The organism is Halothece sp. PCC 7418 (assembly GCF_000317635.1).
Taxonomy (GTDB): Bacteria; Cyanobacteriota; Cyanobacteriia; order Cyanobacteriales; family Rubidibacteraceae; genus Halothece.
Genome location: NC_019779.1, coordinates 1,573,830 through 1,598,905, shown reverse-complemented (window position 1 = coordinate 1,598,905; position 25,076 = coordinate 1,573,830). Strand labels below are relative to the sequence as shown.

Genomic DNA, 25,076 nt, shown 5'->3' with positions numbered 1-25,076 from the left:
CTTGGGATCACTGTCAGATATTTGTTTCCTAGGACGATGACAAATCCAGCTATAACTTTTCTCCACTCAAAACAAAGATTGGATCAACCGCAGCAAAAACTTGTGTTGTTCCTCGGGTTTCTAAACGGTTCACCGACGACTGCACCACTTCAATATTACGGGCTTGAAGTTTCGCAAACCCTTCCGAGAGGCGATATAAACTTTCTAAATTATTGGCGACTGCGACCACACGCCCTTGCGGTTGGACATAATCCCACACTTGCTCTAATATATGATGAACCTCTCGCCCCCCTTCCAAACAGACGCGATGGGGAAGCTCAGGTAACTGATCCAAACAAGTCGGCGCAACCCCTTGAATCACCTGTACATTTTTGACTCCGAAACGAGTACAATTATGTTGAATCAAATCAACCACTTCTTCATCGCGTTCTACAGCAAAAATGCGGGCTTCTGGACAAAGTAACCCCGACTCAACGGGAATCGTTCCCGTCCCCGCCCCCACATCCCACAAGACAGAATTGGGTTCTAAGCGTAAATAAGAAATTAATAATAACCTCACCTCTCGCTTCGTGAGGGGAATCCCAGGAAGCCTTTCAAAAAGGTGATCAGGAATGCCAGGACTTTTGTAGGGCCAAATGGAAGAAGCCATATTGATCATTAATAATAAATAATTGATACTTGATTTGTCATTACTGGATATTATTCCCCGAAATCCCTTCCCCTCCCTAATTATTGTCTATTGTGCCTTCACCGTTGTCAATTGGCTAAGGATGGTTGCTCAGGCTAAAATGAGAGTCTATGATCGGGTGCAATTCTTCAATTATTGACTAGATTTATGAACTGGTGGCGCAAACTCAAAAAGAATTCCTTAGCCCGTTTAGGGGCTTCTCTTCTCCTGCTCTTTTATTTAGTCGTCATTGCTGCTGATTTTGTTGCGCCTTACGACCCCTATACCTCACAAGCCAATGGGTCTTTACTCCCTCCGACAGAAATTTATTGGCGTAATCAGCAAACCCAAGAATGGATCGGTCCTCATGTCTATCCCACTGAACAAGGGCCCGTTAATTTAGAGACGGGAGAACGGGAACTCAATGTTAATTTTAACCAGCCTTCACCCTTGCGGTTATTTGTTTCTGGATCTTCTTATCAGATCCTACCGATTCGGATTCCCTTTCCGCCAAATTTTGAACCAGTAGAACTGTTTTCAGGTTGGGGAGTTAACCGTCACCTATTTGGAACAACTGGCTCGGCTAAATTTCATCTTTTAGGAACAGATGAACAAGGGCGCGATCAATTTTCTCGTCTCGTTCATGGGGGAAGAATTAGTTTATTTATTGGCTTATTTGGCATTGCTATTTCTTTTCCCCTTGGGATGATTTTTGGCGGAATTTCGGGTTACTTTGGGGGCATCATTGATGCGGTTGTCATGCGCTTTGTGGAAGTGTTAATGACCATTCCCACCATTTATTTATTAGTCGCTCTCGCTGCTGTTTTACCCGCTAGTTTAACCAGTTCCCAACGGTTTTTACTAATTATTGTGATTACCTCTTTTGTTAGTTGGTCAGGGTTGGCGAGGGTCATTCGAGGACAAGTTTTATCAATTAAAGAACGAGAATTTGTCGAAGCAGCACGGGCGTTAGGGGGAAATTCATTTTATATTATTGTGCGTCATGTTTTACCTCAGACCGCCACTTATATTATTATTTCAGCTACCTTGGCTGTTCCCAGTTTTATCTTAGCAGAATCGGTTTTAAGTTTAATTGGCTTAGGGATTCAACAACCCGATCCCTCTTGGGGAAACTTACTCTCAGTTGCCACCAATGCTTCGGTCTTAGTGTTACAACCTTGGCTGGTCTGGCCCCCTGCAATTATGATCATTTTAACGGTTTTAGCCTTTAATTTACTCGGTGATGGTTTAAGAGATGCTCTCGATCCACGTTAGAATGTAAGCTGCTTACTATTTCATACCATTTCGATCAACTAGCCCTACATAACGATCCCCCCAAGGGTTCCCCCCTTGCGAAGCCGGAGCCAAGCGTGAGGAGGTTAGGGGGGATTCCCTTAATAAGGGGGGCTAAGGGGGGATAAACTGTAACTTAACTTTTTAGAAACGGTATCAATTATAGATAACGATTTATTATGCGTAATTTTTTTAAGCAACTTGTCGCTACCCTCGTGGGAAGTTTTCTCGGATTAGTTTTATTTTCTATTGTTGGAACAACCAGTTTATTTGTTCTCTTATTACTGGTAGGAAACCGAGCCCAAGAACCACAACTTACTTCTGATTCTATCCTCGTTTTTGATCTGTCTAAACCGATTCAAGATACGAATCCGCCTCTCAGTTTTGCTGAAAGTTTATTAGAAGATGAAGTTCGTCCTTTGACTGTACAAAAAGTTTTAGATTCCTTAGACAAAGCAGAAACAGATAATAAAATTAAAGGCATTTTACTCGATGGAAGCAAAGGACAAAATGCAACAGGTTATGCAGTGTTAAAAGAAATTCGTCAGGGATTGGCTGATTTTAAGGCGAGTGGGAAAAAGGTAATTGCTTATGATCTTACCTTAAGTGAAAGAGAATATTATCTTGCCTCAGTTGCGGATGAAATTATTTTAAATCCACTGGGAAATTTAGAAATTAATGGGTTACGGTCTGAACAAACGTTTTTTGCTGGTGCGTTTGAAAAATATGGGATTGGTATTCAGATTGTTCGCGTGGGAGAATATAAGTCAGCCGTTGAACCTTTTATTCGTCAAGATTTTAGTCAAGAAAATAGAGAACAAACAACCGCCCTTTTAGAGGATCTTTGGGGTGAATTTTTAAGCAGTGTTGGAGAAGCCAGAAATATCAGCGTTGCTGATTTACAACAAATTGTTGATCAAGAAGGATTGTTATTAGCAAAACAAGCGCAAGAATTGGGATTAGTGGATCGGATTGCTCATGAAGATGAGGTGAACAAACAACTGGAATCTTTAAGCGGAAATGCAGAAGAGGAAGAGGCTTTTCCCAATATTTCGATCGCGCGGTATAGTGAGGTCAAAAAAGAGGATGCAGCAGAAACCATTTCTGATAATAAAATAGCTGTTCTTTATGCCCAAGGCAGTATTGTTAATGGCGAAGGAGCGTTAGATAATATTGGCAGCGATCGCGTGAGTCAACAAATCCGAAAACTACGAGAAGATGAGGAGGTAAAAGCGGTTGTTTTACGCATTAATAGTCCTGGGGGAAGTGCAACCGCATCCGATGTCATTTTACGAGAATTAAAATTAACGCGAGACAAAAAACCCGTGATTATCTCTATGGGAAATGTTGCTGCATCAGGGGGGTATTGGATTGCTTTAGGAGGAAATCGGATTTTTGCCCAACCGAATACAATAACAGGTTCAATTGGTGTGTTTGGCGTGTTACCCAATATTCAAGAAATTGCTAATGAAAATGGTATTACATGGGATGATGTTGCAACAGGAGATTTAGCGGGATTAAATACCATTTCTCGCCCGAAAACTGAGCAAGAATTAGCAGTTTATCAAGATGTCGTTGATCAGATTTATGACGAGTTTTTGGCAAAAGTATCAACCGCTAGAGATCTCCCGAAAGAAGAAGTGGCAAAAATTGCACAAGGTCGCGTTTGGTCAGGAGAAGATGCAAAAGAGATCGGGTTAGTGGATGAATTAGGGGGTTTAGAAAGCGCGATCGCGCACGCAGCCCAAGCATCAGAATTAGGGGATGACTGGGAACTGCAACAATATCCAAAAACCAATCTTTTTGAGGAACAATTCTTAAAACGTTTCACAGGAAACACGCGCCTAACTCCCAGTTCAGATCACATCTTTAATAGCCGTTTAGACAAACTCCGTGCTGCCTGGGAAGAGTTTCGTCTCCTTAATGACCCCAACCAAGCCTATGCTCGCCTTCCCTTTGAATTTTGGGTAGAGTGACATCCTCCCCCGCTATAACGAAGTTTAGCGGGGGCTTCCTAGTTATTCCCATGAATGGGATTACACCACTGATCTAAGACTGGGATTCCAGTCTCCCGACAGCCCGATTGCCTAGGCCTTTTGATTCCCATCTGTCCGACGGTACTATTTATCTTTTCGATTCCTCGATTTCGTAGCACACAAGCAGCAGCCACATCCCTGTCCGCGACTAAGTTACACTCAGGACATTCATGAATCCTTACACTGAGATCTTTCCCAACATGAGTGCTGCATCTTGGACAAGTTTGGGTGCTTCCTTTTGCCTCCACTTCTGCGAAATACTTTCCCCGCTTCCAACACACTTCTTTGAGAATTTGTCGGAATTGTCCAAACCCTGCATCTAGCATCTGCTTGCCAAACATCCCTTTGGCAGTCATGCGAAAATCTAAGTCTTCGACAAAAATCATCTCTGCTTGATTGCACAGTCGGTGTGCGGTTTGGTAGTGGAAGTTTTTTCTGGCGTTATCAATTTTGTGGTGCAGTCGTGCTACTTTAAGTCTCTGCTTATGGTAGTTTTTAGACCCTCTCTTTTTCCGACTCAATCTGCGTTGGAGCAATCCCAGCTTCCTTTGCATGGTCTTGAAAAAAAGTGAGTCGGTGGATGTTCATGGTTCATGGTTCATGGTTCATGGTTCGTGGTTCGTGGTTCGTGGTTCATGGTTCATTGATTAACAGCCAACAAAGAACAAAATAACAAAGAACGAAGAACAAAGAACAAAGAACAAATGCTCTATGTAGCTGCTTGATTGTTTGCTGCAAGACTTGAGATGGGACTTTCTTTAATTTTGGGAATTGTTTCTTCGCTTTGGGAAGTGCGTTGAGTTGCTTTAACTCACTGGGAAATTTTTCATCGGCGGGAATGATATATTCTGAGACTAAGCTGCATCGGTCAATACTACATTTTCGACTACCACACCAATCTTTAATCTCCCGCAAAGCATAGTTATACGCACTACGGCAGATTTCAAGAATCTCCGTGAGAGTTTCTTCCTGCTGTTTGTTGGGATAGATACGGTATCGGTAGTTTAGTGTGAGCATTGACCAAGTTGTTCAAGCATAGCCTTATTATAGGTTGCTTAGTAGAATGTGACAAGGTGCTAAGTTATGGATGCGCTTTCGCGCTTTTTTAATTTGGCTACGATTCATGAGGGGCTGTCATCTGAGGTCTCCTCAGATGTTTATACGTCTTCCCGTTAACCTCTGGTATAACGGGGGTCTTCTCGTCGCATTAAGATAAGAGATTTCTGGATTGCTAGCAATTCGGGAGTTTTTTCTACATGAATATAAATAACTCGCGGGGGAAATGCACCGAAGCCCGATAGAGTAATTGGAATTGGTGCTTGGTTATGGGAAAATGTTTCTAATGTGGTTTTAAGGGCTGTTAATTGGTCAATTTCCCACTTAAAAGGGGGTTGCAATGTAATGTGGGGCGGGGATTTTTTGGCGTGAGAACTCTCATAAACGTCTGCAAAATGATCTTTAATTGCATTGGCTTCGGTTTGTATATTTTCAGGAGGAAGGAGGGCGACGAAACACAGTTTTTTTTGACTCACAATTTTCTCTTTTTCTATTCTACAACGACACTAAAAAATTGCGGATCGCTTCTCCAGTTAACTCAGGTTTTTCTAAATGAGGAACATGACCCGATTCTGGAATCCAAACCAGTTGACTATTTTCAATGGTCTCTTCAAAACGTTTGGCATCTTTTGTTCCCAAGATCTTATCTTGTTCACCCCAAATGATTAAAGTCGGTTGTCTAATCTCCTTAATTCTGTTGCTTAAAAAATTATAACCACCACTTTTCGTAAATGAAATTAACGCCCGTGACCAATTAGGATGAGCCAGATGTAACATGGAACAAGTCAACGCATCTTCACTGGCAAAGCTGCGATCGTAATACGCATTCTCACTAATTTTTTGTCGCACTGTCGTATTACTTAAAAAGCCAGTCGCTAAGCGATCTAAAGGGGGAATCATTAACTTTCCCATCGCCGGTCCCCCCGCAAAACCTGCACTATCCAGTAAAATTAATTGTTCAACCGTTTCCGGATAGGTAAGCGCGAAATCAATCGCAACTGCACCCCCCATAGAAGCCCCCGATAAAACCATCGGACGTTGAATAACTTGCTTCCAAAACGCATATAAATGGCTTTTAATCGCTTCTGGTGTCACTGCAATCTCTTGAGGACGATCCGTTAAACCAAACCCAAAAAAATCCACCGCCCAAGTTTCTGTCGTCGGAGACACTTGAAGAAGAATGCGACGAAATTCCATCAAAGAACTATCAAAGCCATGGAGAAACAAGAGGGGTAATTCTCCTTCTCCTTGTCGTACATAAGTGGTCTGAATCGGATGGTAAGCCAAATCCGTGTCTAAAGCGATCTGTTGGATGTTTGCAACCAGATTAGAAGAGGTGTCTTCCGTGAGTTTTTCCGCAAGAGAGGGAATAAAAGGAGATAACTTACGAGAGGTCATTGATGATGATGAATAACTTCAACTTGTATTTTAACCCTCAGCCCCCTTTCTCTCGCAGGAGTGTTGTGTTTTCAGACTCCTCTGCTGGAAAATTGCTAGTAAACAAGCAGTGTTATCTTAAAAAGGACTGGGAAAATCAAGAATCATAATGACCGCATCTGCAAGTATTGAAGACCATAAGCGCCCAAAAGAAAATGACTGGCGACTCCTGTTACGCCTTGCACCTTATGCAACGCGGAATAAAGTCCTCCTCATGACTTCATTTAGTCTCCTGATTCCGTTAGCAATTGCAGGAGCAATCCAACCTTTAATTATCGGACAAGCTGTTTCCTTTTTAAAGGATGAAAAAACTTGGTCATTTTTAGAAGGAATGTCATTAACTCAAGGCTTAAATCTTCTAACAGGACTCTTGTTTGTAACGATTGTCATTCGACTCGCTTTTAACTCCTTGCAAGGTTATTTAGTTCAACGAGTCGGACAGGAAATGACGGCTAACATTCGCAATGATTTATTTAATCATTTCACTGCCCTTTCCGCTAAATTTTTTGATCGGACTCCTGTCGGACGTTTGGTAACTCGTCTGACCAGTGATGTGGAAGCAATTGGTAATGTTTTTTCCACTGGTGCGGTGGGAATTATTAGCGATATTGTTTATATTATTGTCATTACAATTACCATTTTTACAATCCAGTGGCAGTTAGCAACGCTACTGGTTATCATGTTTTTCCCGATTACAGGGTTAATTATTTATTTCCAACGACAATATCGGAACGCAAACTATCGCTCTCGGGAAGAATTATCAAGCCTGAATTCCATGTTACAGGAAAATGTAGCAGGAATTAATATTGTTCAATTATTCCGTAGAGAACGGTTTAATAATGATCTGTTTCGGAAAATTAATCAGCGTTATCTCAAAGAAATTCAGCAAACCATTTTTTATGAATCAGCGGTTTCTGCAACTTTAGAATGGATTGCTCTGATCGCGATCGCGGGAGTTTTAGGATTAGGCGGAGTCTTAGTTTTAGGAGATAATTTAAACTTTGGTACGCTGTCTGCATTTATTCTATACGCCCAACGGTTATTTGAACCCCTGAGACAATTTGCTGAGAAATTTACCCTGCTGCAAACGGGTTTTACTGGCGTAGAACGGGTGATTGAGTTATTAAATGAACCCATTGAAATTCAAGATCCAGAACAACATCAACAAAAACAACTATCAACAGCGAATCAATCAGAAAGTGTGAAAGGAGAAATTCGCTTTGAGAAGGTTTCCTTTGCCTATAAAAAAGATGAGCCAGTGTTGAAAGATCTCGATTTTGTTATTAAACCAGGGGAAAAAGTTGCGCTAGTGGGGCCAACGGGTGCGGGAAAAAGCTCAATTATTCGTTTACTTTGTCGCCTTTATGAACCCACGGCAGGTCGCATTCTTGTGGATGGTATTGATATTAGAGAATTACCCCAAAAAGAATTACGTCGTCATATTGGTGTGATTTTGCAAGAAAATTTTCTCTTTGCTGGCGATGTCAAAGATAATATTACCCTCGGTGAAGATTATCCTTTTGAAACGGTCAAAAAAGCAGCAGAAATGACCAATTTTAATCGCTTTATTGAGGAACTTCCTCAAGGTTACAGCACCGCTTTAAGAGAACGAGGAAATAATCTATCTGGTGGTCAGAGACAATTATTAGCATTTGCGCGAGTAGCAATTCGCGATCCGAGGGTTTTAGTGTTAGATGAAGCTACCGCAAGTTTAGACGTGGGAACAGAAGCATTAGTGCAAACTGCCCTTAGTCATTTATTAGAAGAACGGACTGCGATTATTATCGCCCATCGTCTCTCCACGATTCGCGATGTTGATCGAATTTTAGTCTTAAAACAAGGAGAATTAGTGGAGTCGGGAACTCATGATGAATTGATTGCAGAAGGGGGATTGTATTCGAGTTTATATGAGTTACAAATGATGGGACAAGCCTAAGGTGAGAAAAAAAGCTCTAATCCCCCACAAGCCCTGCTTTAGAAAAGTGGCATGAGATCATTAACTTTGCGATAAGCGCATCCAGATGGGAAGGTAATGCAATTGCATTGTCTTGTCATTAGACTGTTGGCGACCGTCCACGGGGTTCAAACCCAACGCTCTCTCATTATTTCCCTGTAGGATGAGATTAGCAACATCATTTCCGGTCAATCCGAAGGGAGGCTTAGGTTGGATATTGAGAGAAAACCCCGTCAAGCCAGTGCTCAAGCGATCAAAGAAGTTTTAGCAAGCCTCTCTGTGGATGCTAACCAAGGATTGACGATCGCGCAAGTGGAAAAACGGCAACAAACCTACGGTCTCAATCAACTGCAAAAAGTCAAGGGAAGAACCTCTTGGCAAATTTTTGTCGATCAATTTAAAAGCCCCATTATCGGACTGTTAGGGATTGCAGCAATTCTCTCCTTTGCCTTTCGCGAATGGATCGAAGGGATTGCCATTCTGATCGCGATCGCGCTGAATGCAGGCATTGGCTTTATCACTGAAATCAAAGCCGTACGCTCCATGGAAGCTCTCCAGAAGCTCAGTCAAACCTATACCACAGTGCGACGCAATGGTCGCGTCTCATCCGTGAAGACAGAGGAACTGGTTCCAGGAGATATTATTTTACTGGAAGGGGGGGATCTAGTTCCTGCTGATTTGCGCGTCTTGGAATGCTCAAAACTGCAAGCAGATGAATCGGCATTGACTGGGGAATCGGTTCCCGTGAGTAAAAGCATTGCCCCTCTTGAAGCCAATTTACCCTTAGCCGAACAAAAAAATCTCTTGTTCAAAGGGAGCGCCGTGACTCGTGGGAGTGGAACAGGCGTGGTGATTGCCACTGGGATGGGCACGGAATTGGGGAAAATCTCCAAATTGATGGCAGAAGCGGAAGCGGAGGTGACTCCCTTAGAAAAACGCCTCGAACAGCTTAGTCAGCGATTAATTGGGTTAACCTTAGTGTTAGCGGTTTTTGTCGCCGTTTCTGGTATTTTAGGGGGACAAGAATTATTACTGATGGTGGAAACCGCGATCGCGCTGGCTGTAGCTGTCATCCCAGAAGGGCTACCCATTGTGGCGACAGTGGCGTTGGCGCGAGGAATGTGGCGCATGGCAAAACGCAACGCTCTCATGAATCGCCTCTCTGCGGTAGAAACCCTTGGCGCAACGAACATTATCTGTACTGACAAAACGGGGACACTGACAGAAAACCGCATGACTTTGACTCAAATCGCCTTAGCCGATCGGGATGTTGAACTCACCGGTCAAGGACTCTCTTTGGAAGGAGAGTTTTTTTCTGACCAGAATCAAATTGATCCCCATCAGCAAAACACTCTGCAAGCCTTACTCATGGTTGCGGTTCTTTGTAATAATGCAACGTTACCAGATGGAACTGACAAAGAAACGCTGATTGGTGACCCCACTGAAATTGCTCTTTTAGTTGCCGGGGCAAAAGCAGGGCTCGATCGACATCAATTATTGCAGGATTTGCCGGAAGTGCGCGAGGTGGCCTTCGATTCTGAGAGTAAGCGTATGGCAACTATTCATCAAGCCGATGATTGGGCTCATCCATTCGCTAGCGAAAGTTTAGAAGGGTCTTATTTAGTTGCCGTCAAAGGCGCGTTAGAAACTGTGCTTCCCTTGTGTTCTCATTACTTGATGGATCAAGAACAACAGCCTCTGAGCCATAAAATTCGCAAACAGTGGCGCGATCGGTGTCATGACATGGCAGCAGACGGATTACGGGTTTTAGGGTTTGCCTACAAAATCGTTGATGAGGCAGAGAGTGATCCTTATGAAAATTTGGTTTGGCTCGGGCTCGGGGGGTTACTTGATCCACCGCGACTTGCTGTCAAACAAGCGATTCAAGATTGTCATCAAGCGGGCATTCGGGTCATTATGTTAACTGGAGACCAACCCGTAACCGCGCGGAAGATTGGTCTTGCTGTGGGGCTAATTTCTGAGGAAACCACCCAAGTTCGACAAGGAGAAGCACTAGACCATCTTGACCAACTTTCGGCATCGGAGCAACAACAGTTGCTGCAAGTGCCCATTTTTGCCCGTGTTACTCCCGAACAAAAGCTAAACCTGATTGCTTTGCATCAAAGACATCAAGCCATCATTGCTATGACAGGAGACGGGATCAACGATGCACCCGCCCTTAAAAAAGCCGATATTGGCATTGCTATGGGCAATCGCGGGACACAAGTAGCAAAAGAATCGGCCGACATGGTACTGCAAGATGATGCGTTTTCTACGATTGTGATTGCCATCGCCCAAGGGCGCACGATCTTTAATAATATTCGTAAATTTACCCTGTATCTCCTCTCTGGTAACGTGGGGGAAATTATCGCCGTTGCCATTGCCTCCTTCCTGGGCGCACCTCTCCCGATTCTCCCTCTACAGATTCTTTTTCTCAACGCCGTGAATGATGTTTTTCCGGCTCTTGCTTTAGGGGCGGGAGAAGGGGATGCGAAGATTATGCAGCGTCCACCTCGGGATCCGAGAGAACCCCTTTTGACTCATCACTACTGGGTAATGATTGGCTGGTATGGCCTGATTATTGCCAGTACACTTTTAGGCATTTTCGCGATCGCGCTGCAAGTTTTAGCACTTCCCCGAGAGCAAGCGGTGACCATCTCCTTTCTCACCTTAGCCTTTGGTCGCTTGTGGCACGTTTTCAATATGCGCGATGCGGACTCGGGCTTATTCCAGAATGAAATCACGGTCAATCCTTATATTTGGGCTGCTTTGGGACTTTGTACTGGCTTATTACTGCTCGCTACTTATACTCCTGGCATTTCGACAGTGCTGGGACTGGTTAATCCAGGTTTACAAGGCTGGGGATTAATTCTCGGTGGCAGCTTAATTCCCCTTGTGCTGGGTCAACTTCGTCACCGAGGAGGCGGTCGGGAAGCCCATCACGTTTCAGATGAGGCTTCGCGCTGGGGAAAAGAGAAAAATTAGAGTGTCTCCTTGCAATGAGAAATATTGACCAACGGACAAAGGTCTCATCCTCGGAAGCGAAGGTGGGGGAATGAGCTTAAGTTAAAATAAGTTGCTGTACATCAATACTTGGCTTTTCTGAGTAAAAACCATAATGGCAACCAGCGATCTCAATCTTTCTTCCACACCAGAATCGCCTTCACCTCAGCCTCAAGTGAAACTCAGGACAATGTTTCGCTTAGGACTGTTTCAAATGGGGTTGGGTGTGATGTCTATTCTCACCCTTGGCGTTCTCAATCGAGTAATGATCAGTGAGTTAGGGATTCCAGCAACCGTTGCAGCAGGAACCTTAGCCCTTCATCAATTTGTCGCACCAGCAAGAGTCTGGTTCGGACAGTTATCGGATGCGAAACCCATTTTTAATCTCCATCGCAGTGGTTATGTTTGGGTGGGAACAGTGTTGTTTACTTTGACGGCCTTTGTAGCGGTGCAAGTCATGTGGCAATTGGGGGACACAGTCCGAGACGCAGGAGGCTGGGTTGCCAATGGGGACACCCTCATTTTTACTATTTTACTGGGGTTAATTTTTATCTTTTATGGCTTGGCTTTAAGTTTCAGTTCTACCCCCTTCGCTGCGCTGCTAGTGGATGTGTCCGAAGAAGAGAATCGTTCTAAGCTGGTGGGAACAGTTTGGTCAATGTTAATGGTAGGAATTGTTATTGGCGGGGTTAGTGGTGGCATTCTCCTGCAAAGTCTCCAGCAAGAAGGCGTGATTTGGAGTGCGAATGTCGGTAGTTTGTTACTGAGTAACGAAAAGGTCATTCAAACGCCACTAGAAACCCTAAAAGGAGGGATTAATCGCTTGTTTATTATTGTTCCCTTAGTCGTTCTCGGTTTAGCTTTTTTAGCCACTTGGGGCGTTGAAAAAAAATATTCTCGCTACACCAGTCGTTCCACAGTGGCTGATCGAGAAGATAGTGTAACCTTAGGACGAGCAATTCGGGTTTTAACCGCGAGCCGACAAACAGGGTTATTTTTTAGCTTTCTGATTATCATGACGATTAGTTTATTCATGCAGGAAGCGGTGTTAGAACCCTATGGCGGAGAAGTATTTGATTTACCCATTTCGCAAACCACCCAATTAAATGCCTTTTGGGGATTGGGAACCTTAATTGGTGTTAGTAGTACCGGTTTTACCATTGCACCGCGTCTGGGAAAACAAAACACCACGCGCTTGGGATGTGTGTTAGTGGCTGGAAGTTTTGTACTGATCATTTTATCGGGATTTACTCAAGAAGCACTATTGCTGAAATCAGCAGTTTTCCTCTTTGGCTTAGCAGCAGGCTTGACAACCACAGGTGCGATTAGTTTAATGTTAGACTTGACCGCTGCGGAAACGGCAGGAACATTTATTGGTGCTTGGGGTTTAGCGCAAGCCCTCGCGCGAGCGTTAGCTACCGTGATCGGCGGTGTGGTCTTGGATCTTGGTAAGGTGTTGTTTAGTACACCCGTGCTGGCTTATGGGTTAGTATTTGGATTGCAGGCTTTGGGAATGTTGGGCGCGATCGCGCTTTTAAATCGTGTCAATGTTTCCGAGTTTCAAACCTCAACCAATCAAGCCATTGCAACAGTTATGGAAGGGGATTTAGACGGGTAACATGGAACAAATTTTAAAAGATGCTTTAGTGTTTAGCCAAACTCTCACTCAAGAGATGGGAGAGACACTGATCAAACAGTTTGGGAAAGTGCAAGCGCAACAAAAACCCGATGGTTCGTTACTCACCAGTTCGGATCAGTGGGCAGATGAAAAAATTCGCAGCGCGATCGCGCATCAGTTTCCCGATCATGGGGTACTGACGGAAGAAACTGTACATATTTTTCCAGATCGGGAATGGTGTTGGGTGATCGATCCCATTGATGGCACAACGAACTTTACCCGTGGGATTCCCGTTTGGGGAATTTCAATGGGACTTCTCTATCGCGGAATGCCCGTATTTGGTTATGTTCATTTTCCAGTGCTGCAACAATCGTTTCATGGGTTTTGGCTAACGGGATCAGGGTTAGCTGGAGAAAATGGGGCTTATCGCAACGGTGAACGGATTCAAACCAGTCCAGATGAGTTGAGTCAAAGCCATCTCTTTAGCTTATGTGTTCGCAGTATGCCTTTTTTACAGCAACCTTTACCTTGCAAAACCCGCATTGTTGGTGTTTGTACCTATAGCTTTCTCCTTGTGGCGAGTGGTGCTGCTTTAGCAGCAGTGGAGGCGATTCCGAAAGTTTGGGATTTAGCTGCGGTGTGGGCGATTGTGCAAGGGGCTGGTGGCAAATTTGTTCCCTTGACCCATTCTGCTTTTCCGTTACAGGCTGGCGTTAATTACGGCACAACCCCGTTACCAACATTAGTCCTTGGACAAAGTGAACTCGCTTCCGTATTCCAACCTGCAGTCAAACCAATAGCAGAAGACGTGATCGCTTCCCAAAAGTAAAGGAAGTAAGTTATAATCATTAGTTGGCAATTCTTTCAGCCTGCCAGCATAGCTCAGCGGTAGAGCAACTCACTCGTAATGAGTAGGTCAGGAGTTCAAATCTCCTTGCTGGCTTTCATTTCCTCACTGTACATTCACAATCAAAGGTAGCGAAACCCAACCTTAATCAATCAATTGTGGTTGAGAAGGCGCTCGCAAAAAACTAAAGAAAACCTGAGAAAACCCCCCTCCCTCCCCAATTCATCATTCACAATGAAACTGAATCGCAACCTCTATCACCTCAAACAACTATGACAGTTGCCACTATTGCTCAAAACAAACCCCTCTCCGAGGAACAATTGGAGAAGATGCACGCTTACTGGCGTGCTGCGAACTACCTTTCCGTCGGGCAAATTTATCTCTATGATAATCCCCTGCTGAAAGAACCCTTAAAGTTAGAGCAGATCAAACCTCGTCTCCTCGGTCACTGGGGAACGACACCAGGCTTAAACTTTCTTTACGTTCATCTCAATCGGGTGATTAAACAGCAGGATCTCGACATGATTTACATTGCAGGTCCTGGTCATGGCGGTCCTGGCTTAGTGGCAAACACCTATCTCGAAGGAACGTACAGTGAAGTTTATCCCAACATCTCCGCAGATGAAGCAGGAATGAAAAAACTCTTCACTCAATTCTCGTTTCCAGGTGGTGTTCCCTCTCACGTTGCACCAGAAACCCCTGGTTCGATTCATGAAGGAGGAGAACTCGGTTACGCTTTAGCCCACGCTTATGGTGCAGTATTTGATAATCCAGACTTAATCACTGCTTGTGTCGTTGGCGACGGAGAAGCTGAAACTGGACCCCTTGCGACAAGTTGGCATTCCAATAAATTTCTCAACCCTGTTCATGATGGGGCAGTTCTACCAATCTTACACCTCAACGGTTATAAAATTGCCAATCCAACAGTTCTTTCCCGCCTCGATGATAAAGAACTGGAAAGCCTATTTGTGGGATATGGTTACAAACCTTACTTTGTAGAAGGGTCTGATCCTGAAACCATGCACCAGTTAATGGCGGGAACTCTCGACACAATCTTAGGAGAAATCAAAAGCATTCAATCAGAAGCCCGTACCAATGGCTTTACAAAACGTCCCCAATGGCCAATGATTATTCTGCGGACTCCCAAAGGCTGGACAGGACCCAAGGAAGTCAATGGTAAGAAAACAGAAGGCTTTTGGCGATCGCACCAAGTTCCCTTTTCGGATATGGCGAATAACCCAGACCATATCACGATGCTAGAAGAGTGGATGAAAAGTTATAAGCCAGAAGAACTCTTTGATGAAAATGGCACATTTCGCCAAGATTTAGCGGAACTTGCGCCAGAAGGAGACCGACGGATGGGGGCAAATCCTCACGCCAATGGGGGGATTCTCCTGAAAGAGTTAAAAATGCCTGATTTCCGCGATTATGCTGTGGATGTCAGTAATCCTGGAACGACTTATGCCCAAGCAACTCGTATTTCTGGCGAGTTTCTGCGGGATGTGATGAAAAATAACCCCCACACTTTCCGCGTCATGGGACCCGATGAAACCGCGTCTAATCGTTTAAGTGCTTTATTTGACGTGACGGATCGGACTTGGATGGCCCAACGTCTCCCTGAAGATGAAAGTTTATCTCCAGATGGGCGTGTGATGGAAGTTTTAAGTGAACACCTTTGTCAAGGTTGGTTAGAAGGGTATCTTTTAACGGGACGACATGGTTTCTTCTCTTGTTATGAGGCGTTTATCCATATTATTGATTCCATGTTTAACCAACACGCCAAATGGTTAAAAACAACCCGTAATGAAATTCCTTGGCGACAGCCGATCGCGTCTCTTAATTATCTCCTGACCTCTCACGTTTGGCGACAAGACCATAATGGCTTCTCTCACCAAGACCCAGGTTTTATTGACCATGTTGTGAACAAAAAAGCAGACGTGGTTCGCATCTATCTTCCCCCTGATGCGAATACATTGTTATCAGTTACCGATCATTGTCTGCGTAGCCGAGATTACGTAAACGTAATTGTTGCAGGGAAACAGCCCGAATTACAATATCTGGATATGGATGCAGCAATTAAACATTGTACGGCTGGCATTGGCATTTGGGAATGGGCAAGTAATGATAAAGGCAGTGAACCTGATGTGGTGATGGCTTGTGCGGGTGATGTTCCTACTCTTGAAACTCTGGCTGCAGTCGATATTTTGCGTCAACAGTTCCCCGACTTAAAAGTACGGGTGGTGAATGTGGTGGACTTAATGACTCTACAACCAGAAAAAGAACACCCCCACGGACTATCTGATAGCGAGTTCAATACGATCTTCACGACAGATAAACCCATTATCTTCGCTTATCATGGTTATCCTTGGTTGATTCACCGTCTCACCTATCGTCGTACTAATCATCATAATCTTCATGTGCGAGGATACAAAGAAGAAGGGACAACTACAACCCCCTTTGATATGGTCGTCCGAAATGATTTAGATCGTTTCCATTTAGTTGAAGATGTGATCGATCGTGTTCCTAAGTTAGGCTATGCTGCTGCTTATGCTAAACAAGCCCTGCGAGATCAATTAATCGAACATCATCAATATGTGACCAAACACGGGATTGATATGCCAGAAATCCGTAATTGGAAATGGCCCTATTAAGATTTAGGGCTTTTAACAGAAAGTTAAAAGTTAACCATTTCTTAACTTAGTTGGTCAAATTAAATACTATAATCGTGGGGTGGCTAAGTTTAACTGATCGATAACCAAGACAGTTAAAGAATAAGTCATTTTTAGCGGTGAGTTACATCGTGTTAGCCTGTGGACTAGATAACGCCGACGTTGCTAGGAAAGATCCAATGGAAAGGAAGCAGGAAGTGGACATCAGACTCTATCAGGCTTTTAGAAGCTATGGTCAAGTTTGAGTAAGTTCCTCATAACGGTCTGTTGAAACAGTGAGTAGTAGGGTAGGCATTGCCTACCCTCTCATGAAGGCATCAAAAGCAAAACCATTGCTGCGAGTTTAACCTTATTTTTCTAAAAAATATGAACTTCATTCATGCTACACATAAATGACGCATGATTGATTTCCCCTCCTCTCCCCCTCACCTCGATTAATCTGTAGCAAACATTGATCAAGAAAGAGATTACAAAGGAGGGGGGATTGAAGCGGGGTACAGTCTTTCAGATCACAACCAATTTAGGCTTTGTTCAGAAGATCTGACCTGAAATTAATCAGCAGCACCGTTATTATCACTTTCTTTATTGCTACTGCTAGAATTATTATTTCCGCCAGAGAAGCGACGACCTCTTTGGAAATTTCCACTGGATTTTTTGCGAAACTGTCGCGCATAAGCAAGATTACGAGCTGCTTTTTCTTTTTTCTGATTCCGACGTTTGGCCATTCTTACTCCTCCTAATTCAAATTAAAAGACGCTCTGAGAAAGCCTGATTACATCTCATCGGCTCTCTAAAAGCGTCGTTGCTATAATGCAATATTTTAGAAACGTCTGTTTCTACGACCACCGCCAAATGAGCCTTTATTTTCGCGGGGGCGAGCAGGATTAACTTTGAGCTCCCGACCCATCCATTCTGCACCATCAAGTTCAGAAATCGCATTGGATTCTTCGCTTTCTGATGACATTTCAACAAAACCAAACCCTCTCATGCGACCTGTTTCACGGTCAGTGGGGAGATAGACACGCTTAACTGTGCCGTATTCAGCAAAAACTTCGCCTAGGTCTTCTTGTGTAACTGAATAGTCGAGATTACCGACATAAATTGACATGGATGAAGATTCTCCTCAATCAGATATTAGTGTAGTGAGGCAAGATCTTGGAGAGAGTCTGTCAATACGAAGCTGGAAAAAAACTATCAATACTGAAACCAAACGTAGTCACCGATCTATATACTCGAATCTAATTTTAGCAGTCTCTTGTGAAAACAGCAATAAGTTTTATCCTTTCAAGAAAAGGTTCGGTCTCAATTCTTCTTGGGAAGTGCAATCTCATCAATGTAAAGATAACCTTAAGTTTTTTCAGGGGATAACTTTGGGAATTGTTAATAAATTGTTACCTTAATAGAGATGATAATGAATTTTATACTGATCAGATGACCGCTTCTCAATCTATCCTGACCTTTCGCATTTCTCCGTTAATTCGGATGACACTACTCAGTCTCTATATCGCTTTAACAGTTCCCCTTCCCTTTTTAGCAAGGATTACTCCCGTTTCTATTCCTGTTTCTCTATTCGTTATCGGTTTAGGGGTGGGATGGATTTTATTATACGGGGCCTTGAGTCAAAGGGTTGTTCTCGATGACAAACAAATTGCAGTTACCTACCCTCGCTGGTTTCCTTCTTTTCTGCAAAAAGGATGGTCACTCCCTTGGGAAGACATTGAACAACTGAAACTTCGCACCACTGGACAAGGCGGATTAGTGTATTATTTTGTAACATCGGGGCGCGATCGCGCTTACCTTCTCCCGATGCGAGTAGCTGGTTTTAATCGCTTAGTGCAAGTGGTAGAAGAAAAAACTGGAATTGATACCCGTGATGTTCGCCCTTTAGCACAACCTTGGATGTATTTAATTTTATTAGGATTTACCCTGTTATTACTATTAGTTGATGCTTGGACAATTTGGACAGCAACAAATATTAGTCATTAGGGAGAGACGTTCCATAAAACCTCTGTCATTCGTTATTTGTTATTGGGAAAATCAATCAGATGAAGGCAGCCCAACCTACTTTTGAATATATCATTCAAAAAATTCCTTTCTATACCATCCAAGACATATTTCAGGATGATGATTTTAAGAGACTCGCTAATCGAACTTTAGACATTTATTCTCAAGTTCCTCAAGGATCAACTGTTCTTGTAAAGACTAGTCATTCAGAGCAGTTTTTAGCGAATTTTCTGGCTGCTTTGGCAAAAAACTGTACTATTTATTTAGGAAATAGTCAATGGCAAGCACAAGAATGGAATCAGGTTTTAGAGTTAGTAAAGCCTGATCTCATTATTCAAGAAACAGGTTTAGAATTTAGGTCTTCTTTCCGAGATCGGAAAAGACAAGGAACAATTATGATTCCCACAGGCGGATCGTCAGGAGAGATTCGTTTTGTTGAACATACTTGGGAAACATTAAGTGCTTCTGTGAAAGGATTTTGTCACTATTTTCAGCAAGAAACAGTGAATTGTTTTTGCATACTCCCTCTCCATCATGTTAGTGGCTTGATGCAATTTATGCGAACCTTTCTCACAGGAGGAGATTTAATTCTATCTTCCTATAAAACATTAGAAACGGCTTGGCGAAATCAAGATTCAGTGATCCTGCGTCAATTAGAAAGAATTCCACCAAACGATTATTTTATTTCTTTAGTTCCCACTCAACTGCAACGATTACTGAATTTTGGGGCTGGAAACTGGTTATCTCAATTTAAAGTGGTTTTGCTGGGTGGTGCGCCGTCTTGGGAGAGTCTTTTAGAGACAGCAAGACAAGATCAAATTCCCATTGCATTAACTTATGGGATGACGGAAACCGCTTCGCAAGTTGTCACCTTACAACCCGATGATTTTCGGGCGGGAAATAACAGTGTTGGACAGGTATTACCTCACGCTAAAATTACCATTCAAGGGGAGTTTGGAGAAGCATTAGCAGCAGGAAAAGTGGGTAAGATTATGATCGAAAGTGAATCTTTAGGATTAGGTTATCATCCTAATTCTAACTGGAATCGAAAGCAATTTATAACGGATGATTTGGGTTATTTTGACGAAGCGGGTTATCTTTATATTGTCGGTCGCAATAGTCGGAAAATTATCACAGGTGGCGAAAATGTCTTTCCTGATGAAGTGGAAGCTGCGATTTTAGCAACGGGTTTGGTAACAGATGTTTATGTGATGGGAGTGACGGATCAAAATTGGGGAGAAGTTGTCAGTGCAATTTATGTTCCTAAAGATCAATCCCTTGTTCCTGATCTGATTCAAGAACAATTAAAACAAAATCTTAGTCCTTATAAAATTCCTAAGCAATGGTCTGCGCTTTCTTCTATTCCTCGGAATGAACAAGGTAAAATTAATTCAATCCTACTCAAAAATCTGATCAATAGTTATTAGTAGTAATCACTTTTCTTGTCCGCCTAAAATCGCGATCGCGCTGCCGATTAATAATATAATTGCACCAATTAAAACTAATAAACTTGGCACTTCTCCAAATATAAAAAAACCTAAACCACTGGCACTAACGGGTTCAAATAAAATTGCTAAAGTGACAAATGTCGGTGAAATAAATCGGACTGCCCAATTAAAGCTAGTGTGTCCTAAAATCTGGGAAAACAAAGCCATTCCTAATAAATAGAAATAGACGGGTGTTGGATATCCCCAATAATAAATTCCGAAGAAAAAGGGCAAAGGAAATAAAAAAATTGCTGCGATGGTATAAGCGATCGCGCTATAGTGACCAACAGATAAGCCCTCTGCTTGTGCCTGTTTTCCCAGTAATAAATAAAGACTCGCTGACCAAGCCCCCAATAACGCTAAAGCATCTCCCAGTAAAGGATTGCTTCCCCCAGTTAAACTCCCCGCATCACCAAGGGCAATACAAAATCCACCGCCCAAAGCAATAATAATTCCCAAAATTGTTAATGGCTTCGGTTTTTCTTTTAACCATAACCAAGATAAAATAGTAACCCAAATCGGGTTAGTGGTAACGATCGTTGTGGAAGCAGCAATGGATGTAAAAGAGAGGGAAGTAATCCAAGTGGCAAAATGGAAACTTAAAGTGATTCCAGCAGCGATCGACCATTGCAAGGCTTGGCGAGAAATAACAGGGGGTTTCTGATGGCTTCTAACAAAAGGAACAAGAATAACTGACGCAATGATTAATCGCGATGCAGCAATAAATAAACTAAAACCCAACCCACTTTCTCCCGCCGTTTGTAAACAAAGGCGAATAAAAATGGCTGCGGTGGAAACCCCCACCACACCCAATAATAAAACGGCTAAAACTTGTCCCTTATTAGTCATTGGTCACTGGCTACTAATTACTGACAACGGTCTTGGGAGCAATGTTTTTGTTCCATGATTGTTTTCAGGTCGGGTCGTCCTGTTAGGGCTAAACGACGATCTGCCCATAGACCATACACCCAATCCGCGATCGCGCCAACAACGGGTAATTTCGTAATTGCATACACCCAACCCATCCCTAACGCTTCATACACGCGACGGAAGACTTCAACATCCTTAACCACTGTTCCATCAGGTAAAACGCCATGAATGCGACCCATAGCCGTTTCAAAATCAACCCCACCATTGGCTTCTGGTTGGTAGTTATCATCAGCGATATCAATGAATTTGACGAGACCGCGACCCGCATCCCGCTTCTGCAAGAAATTGACCTCCCGCAGACACAAAGGGCATTCCCCGTCATAAAGAAGTTTTATTTGCCACTGAACTTGTTTGGTTTGAGACATCACAATTAGGCTTAAGTATGAGTAGTCTGTTTCCTTCTATTTTAAAAAATGTTAAGTTAACTGAGTGCAGTCACTGATGGAAGAGGATTATTTTTTTTGAGCGTAGGTTAATGGCTAAGTATTTCCTCAATATTCTATTGTTAACACTGGTTATTTTTCTAGCAGCAAGACTGGGCTTACAAGTCTCTATTGCTAAAGATAATATTTCCTTACTTTGGCCCCCAACTGGAATTAGTATTGCTGTTTTATTACTTCAAGGGAGAAAACTTTGGCCCAGTATCTTCCTCGGAATTGCCTTTGCGACTGCTGCTACTGGTATTAAGTGGGGATTTATTTTTGCAGCAGCCTTAACGAATACAGTTGAGGCTTTACTTGCAACTCAGTTAATTCATTATTGGCAAGTTGACTACAAGTTAGAGCGTATTTATGATGTTTTAAAGCTCCTAGTCATTATTCTTATTATTACACCGCTCATGGCTGGTTTGATGGGAGCAACAGGATTTTGCCTTAATTTTACCTGTTCCCCAGAAATGTTTTTTGACATTAGCTGGAAGTGGTGGGTTGGGAATGCGATGGGAGCATTAGTCATTACCCCCCTTCTTCTCACTTGGAGTCATCCTCAATTCCATCATTCACCACCTTCAAAGCAAGCGATCGTATTCATCATTACTGGCTTTGCTTTACTCATTTCTACGAATCTTCTCGTGTTTGGTCGTTTTCCAATTACACCATTAAATTTAAATTATTATCCCTTACAGTATCTTTGCTTTCCCTTTTTAATCTGGGCTGCATTTTCTTTAAAGGAAAAAGGAGCAACACTTGCTATCTTTTTAACCGTTATTATTGCGATTGAGGGAACACTACAGGGTGATCAACCTTTTGGAGTCAGTGAATCAGTTCATAGTAACTTATTGATCCTGTGGTCATTTATGCTTGTTGTATCTATCCCCACTTTAATTCTTGCGTCTGCTGTTTCTGAACGTGACTTTGCGGAAGAACAATTATCGATCCTAGCCTATCAAGATCCTCTCACCCATTTGCCTAATCGGTCGGCTTTTTATCGAGAAGTTTCTAATTTTTTAAGTAGTTGTCAAGTAGGAAACACTGATCAAGCCTGTGCTATTTTATTTATTGATTTAAACCGATTTAAAGAAATTAACGATAGTTTTGGACATACCTTAGGTGATCAATTGCTGTGTCAAGTTTCACAAAAAGTAAAAGGATCGATTCCACAAGCCTACATAATGGCACGTTTAGGAGGAGATGAATTTGCAGTTTTAGTTCCGAGTTTTAAGGGATATAAAGAGATTGAAATTCTAACTCAGGACATTCTCAAACAATTTGAAAGCTCTTTTGTTATTGAAAGTTGTGAGTTTATCATCGGGGCAACTATTGGTATTGTTATTGGTAATTGTAGTTATACTAAAGCGGAAGATATAATTCGAGATGCAGATATTGCGATGTATCATGCGAAAACGAGTAATCGTAAATCTTGCTATTTTGACCCACTAATGAGGCAAAAAGTTATCTCACGATTAAAACTAGAACAAGAGTTACGGCGAGGAATTGATAATAATGAATTAAATTTAGTTTATCAGCCCATTGTCAATATTTTAAATCAAAAAATAATGGGTTTTGAAGCCCTATTACGTTGGTATCATCCTGAACGAGGTTGGGTTTCCCCAGGTCGTTTTATTCCTATTGCAGAAGAAACGGAATTAATTGTTGAGATTGGCGATTGGGTCTTAACACAAGCCTGTCAGCAGCTTCAACAATGGCAAGAGAACTTTTCAACAGAAATATCAATGAGTTTGAGTGTTAATGTTTCTCCCAAACAACTTCGAGAAAATGATTTAGTGGCTCATGTCAATCAAATGATTAAACTCTATGATATTGATCCCGAAAATCTCAATCTAGAAATTACAGAAACAGCAATTTTAGAATCGAACTCGAAACAAGTTTTAGACGAACTAAAGGCATTAGGTGTGAGGCTTTATTTAGATGATTTTGGGATTGGTGAATCTTCTTTAAGTCGGTTATATCAACTGCCGTTGGATGTGATTAAAATTGATCGGAGTTTTGTGCAAGGAATTCCTGAAAACCGAAGGAAAAGCGCGATCGCGCAAACGATTATTAATCTGGCGGATAATATGGATTTAGGGGTGATTGCAGAAGGGATTGAAACGGAAGCGCAAAAGAAAGAACTTTTGAAATGGGGTTGTCTTCGTGGACAAGGTTTTTTCTTCTCGAAACCTGTTTCAGCAGAGGTTGCAACAGACCTCATTGCCAACAATCATCTAAGTTAAAATAATCAACTGATGCAGCGAAAAAAAAAGAATTAATTAGGCTAATTATTGGCTTTAACCCTTGATTTTCTGTGAACAAAGTCTAAATAATTCCCATGAAACTGCTCACTTGAAAAGCCAGTTGCGTGCTGATAAATTTTTTCTGGAATAAACATCTCTTGTTTCGCTTCAAAGGCTTCTACCGCTTCTACTAATGCAGCAGGCGTTTGAGGAGAAAATAGTAACCCTGTTGCATGACTTGAACTTTCTCGAAGATCTTTAACCGTCTCCTTAGCCCCTCCCGCACCATAAGCAATAACAGGTGTTCCACAGGCTTGGGCTTCCACAAGGGCAATGCCAAAATCTTCACAGGCTGCATAAACAAACGCTTTGGCTTTTGCTAAATAATCTTCTACCACTGCATTAGGTTGTGTTCCCAAAAAGGTAATATTGGGTTTCGCTTTTTTTTGTAATTCCGAAAATTGTGGACCATTACCAATAATTACTAATGGACGTTCGAGTTGGTTGAAGGCTTCAATAATGAGAGAAATTTGTTTATAACTCACCAGACGAGAAACCGTCAGATAAAAATCTTCTTTTTGGGCTTGATAAGAAAACCGTTCGATATCAACGGGCGGATAAATCACTTTTGCAGAACGACGATAGCACCGCCAGATCCGTTTTGCCGTGTGATGGGAGTTGGCGATAAAGTAATCAACACGGTTCGCACTAATGACATCCCACTGGCGCAATTGATGAAGCAGATAGCGGGTGAAAATACCTGGAACTCCTCTACCAATTTTACTTTGTTGCAGATACTCAAAAGTCAGTTCCCACGCATAACGCATCGGCGTGTGACAGTAGCAAATATGGGTTTGATACGGACTTGTAATAACTCCTTTTGCAACCGCATGAGAGGAAGACAGAATGACATCATAGTCTCTCAGATCCAATTGTTCAATGGCAAAAGGCAACAATGGTAAATATTTTTGTACACCATTACGGGCAAAAGGGAAATTTTGCAGAAATGTTGTCCCAATTTGACGACCATAGAGATAACTCTCAGGGTTGCTTGATTCAAAATCAATCAGCGCATACAGATCCGCATCAATGGTTTGCAGAATTTCTTTCACGACTAATTCTGATCCGCCAGTTGCTTTTGGTGTCAGCCATTCGTGAACTAGAGCATATTGGGGAGACTGAGACATGAGTTGATGAAACTGCAAGTGCTTTCGCATTTAAGCACAAAACGACCAATCCTTGCAAAAAATTACAGTAGTAGGGCATTGCCCACCCTACAATGTGTAAGTAAAACTCTGGAACTATTTTGAATTAAAGCGCGATCGCGCACTCTTAGTTTGTCCTAACATCATTTCTCATTATTCCTGATACACTTGCAGCGCTGGGAAGATATCGTTATACAAT

18 protein-coding genes, 1 tRNA gene and 2 pseudogenes are annotated in these 25,076 nt (G+C 42.5%); 11 read left to right on the top strand and 10 right to left on the bottom strand.

Annotated features, from left to right (window positions below; genetic code table 11):
• Window positions 1–49 precede the first annotated feature (49 nt).
• On the bottom strand, window positions 50–658 hold the full coding sequence (gene cbiT, locus PCC7418_RS07230; protein ID WP_015225523.1) for a precorrin-6Y C5,15-methyltransferase subunit CbiT: 609 nt from the start codon (window positions 656–658) through the stop codon (window positions 50–52).
• A 177-nt stretch (window positions 659–835) separates the two neighbouring features.
• Between cbiT and PCC7418_RS07225 the strand changes: the two genes are divergently transcribed.
• Window positions 836–1,942 carry an ABC transporter permease gene (locus PCC7418_RS07225; RefSeq protein ID WP_015225522.1) on the top strand — a complete coding sequence of 369 codons (1,107 nt, stop codon included), beginning with the start codon at window positions 836–838 and terminating at the stop codon, window positions 1,940–1,942.
• Between the two features lie 197 nt (window positions 1,943–2,139).
• A complete protein-coding gene (sppA, locus tag PCC7418_RS07220; RefSeq protein ID WP_015225521.1) occupies window positions 2,140–3,936 on the top strand; it encodes a signal peptide peptidase SppA in 1,797 nt (598 codons plus the stop codon).
• A 38-nt stretch (window positions 3,937–3,974) separates the two neighbouring features.
• Here sppA and PCC7418_RS07215 read toward each other — a convergent pair.
• The 4 genes and pseudogenes from PCC7418_RS07215 to PCC7418_RS07200 all read right to left on the bottom strand — a co-directional run.
• Window positions 3,975–4,553, bottom strand: a pseudogene (locus PCC7418_RS07215) (RNA-guided endonuclease InsQ/TnpB family protein); the annotation flags it as partial.
• Window positions 4,554–4,698: 145 nt separating this feature from the next.
• Window positions 4,699–5,013 (bottom strand): annotated as a pseudogene (locus PCC7418_RS07210) (helix-turn-helix domain-containing protein); the annotation flags it as partial.
• Between the two features lie 155 nt (window positions 5,014–5,168).
• A complete protein-coding gene (locus tag PCC7418_RS07205) occupies window positions 5,169–5,528 on the bottom strand; it encodes a 2'-5' RNA ligase family protein (protein ID WP_015225520.1) in 360 nt (119 codons plus the stop codon).
• Window positions 5,529–5,547: 19 nt separating this feature from the next.
• Window positions 5,548–6,450: an alpha/beta fold hydrolase gene (locus PCC7418_RS07200; protein WP_015225519.1), complete on the bottom strand. Its 903-nt coding sequence runs from the start codon at window positions 6,448–6,450 to the stop codon at window positions 5,548–5,550.
• A gap of 148 nt (window positions 6,451–6,598) precedes the next feature.
• Here PCC7418_RS07200 and PCC7418_RS07195 point away from each other — a divergent pair, with 148 nt between their 5' ends.
• From PCC7418_RS07195 to PCC7418_RS07170, 6 genes are all read left to right on the top strand, one after another.
• Window positions 6,599–8,425 carry an ABC transporter ATP-binding protein gene (locus tag PCC7418_RS07195; protein WP_015225518.1) on the top strand — a complete coding sequence of 609 codons (1,827 nt, stop codon included), beginning with the start codon at window positions 6,599–6,601 and terminating at the stop codon, window positions 8,423–8,425.
• A 228-nt stretch (window positions 8,426–8,653) separates the two neighbouring features.
• Window positions 8,654–11,428 (top strand): cation-transporting P-type ATPase, encoded by a 2,775-nt coding sequence (locus PCC7418_RS07190; RefSeq protein WP_015225517.1) that lies wholly within the window; start codon window positions 8,654–8,656, stop codon window positions 11,426–11,428.
• A gap of 133 nt (window positions 11,429–11,561) precedes the next feature.
• Complete coding sequence (locus PCC7418_RS07185; protein ID WP_015225516.1) at window positions 11,562–13,064, top strand: BCD family MFS transporter; 1,503 nt, start codon at window positions 11,562–11,564, stop codon at window positions 13,062–13,064.
• 1 nt (window position 13,065) lies between these two features.
• Window positions 13,066–13,893: an inositol monophosphatase family protein gene (locus PCC7418_RS07180; RefSeq protein WP_015225515.1), complete on the top strand. Its 828-nt coding sequence runs from the start codon at window positions 13,066–13,068 to the stop codon at window positions 13,891–13,893.
• A 42-nt stretch (window positions 13,894–13,935) separates the two neighbouring features.
• Window positions 13,936–14,007, top strand: a tRNA-Thr gene (locus PCC7418_RS07175).
• A gap of 176 nt (window positions 14,008–14,183) precedes the next feature.
• Window positions 14,184–16,562, top strand: a complete 2,379-nt coding sequence (locus PCC7418_RS07170; RefSeq protein WP_015225514.1) for a phosphoketolase — start codon at window positions 14,184–14,186, stop codon at window positions 16,560–16,562.
• Between the two features lie 569 nt (window positions 16,563–17,131).
• On the opposite strand, the gene PCC7418_RS20495 is transcribed toward PCC7418_RS07170, so the two are convergent.
• Window positions 17,132–17,305: a hypothetical protein gene (locus tag PCC7418_RS20495; protein WP_015225513.1), complete on the bottom strand. Its 174-nt coding sequence runs from the start codon at window positions 17,303–17,305 to the stop codon at window positions 17,132–17,134.
• Between the two features lie 95 nt (window positions 17,306–17,400).
• Complete coding sequence (locus PCC7418_RS07165) at window positions 17,401–17,688, bottom strand: RNA-binding protein (RefSeq protein WP_015225512.1); 288 nt, start codon at window positions 17,686–17,688, stop codon at window positions 17,401–17,403.
• Window positions 17,689–18,011: 323 nt separating this feature from the next.
• Here PCC7418_RS07165 and PCC7418_RS07155 point away from each other — a divergent pair, with 323 nt between their 5' ends.
• On the top strand, window positions 18,012–18,566 hold the full coding sequence (locus tag PCC7418_RS07155) for a hypothetical protein (RefSeq protein ID WP_015225511.1): 555 nt from the start codon (window positions 18,012–18,014) through the stop codon (window positions 18,564–18,566).
• Window positions 18,567–18,625: 59 nt separating this feature from the next.
• Entirely contained in the window at window positions 18,626–20,011 is a 1,386-nt protein-coding gene (locus PCC7418_RS07150; RefSeq protein WP_015225510.1) for a 2-succinylbenzoate--CoA ligase, read from the top strand.
• Between the two features lie 6 nt (window positions 20,012–20,017).
• On the opposite strand, the gene PCC7418_RS07145 is transcribed toward PCC7418_RS07150, so the two are convergent.
• Both PCC7418_RS07145 and PCC7418_RS07140 read right to left on the bottom strand, forming a co-directional pair.
• A complete protein-coding gene (locus PCC7418_RS07145) occupies window positions 20,018–20,920 on the bottom strand; it encodes a DMT family transporter (protein ID WP_015225509.1) in 903 nt (300 codons plus the stop codon).
• 17 nt (window positions 20,921–20,937) lie between these two features.
• Window positions 20,938–21,366: a thiol-disulfide oxidoreductase DCC family protein gene (locus PCC7418_RS07140; protein WP_015225508.1), complete on the bottom strand. Its 429-nt coding sequence runs from the start codon at window positions 21,364–21,366 to the stop codon at window positions 20,938–20,940.
• 110 nt (window positions 21,367–21,476) lie between these two features.
• On the opposite strand from PCC7418_RS07140, the gene PCC7418_RS19325 reads away from it, so the two are divergent.
• On the top strand, window positions 21,477–23,672 hold the full coding sequence (locus PCC7418_RS19325) for an EAL domain-containing protein (protein ID WP_015225507.1): 2,196 nt from the start codon (window positions 21,477–21,479) through the stop codon (window positions 23,670–23,672).
• 41 nt (window positions 23,673–23,713) lie between these two features.
• On the opposite strand, the gene PCC7418_RS07130 is transcribed toward PCC7418_RS19325, so the two are convergent.
• Window positions 23,714–24,859 carry a glycosyltransferase gene (locus PCC7418_RS07130; RefSeq protein WP_015225506.1) on the bottom strand — a complete coding sequence of 382 codons (1,146 nt, stop codon included), beginning with the start codon at window positions 24,857–24,859 and terminating at the stop codon, window positions 23,714–23,716.
• Between the last annotated feature and the right edge of the window lie 217 nt (window positions 24,860–25,076).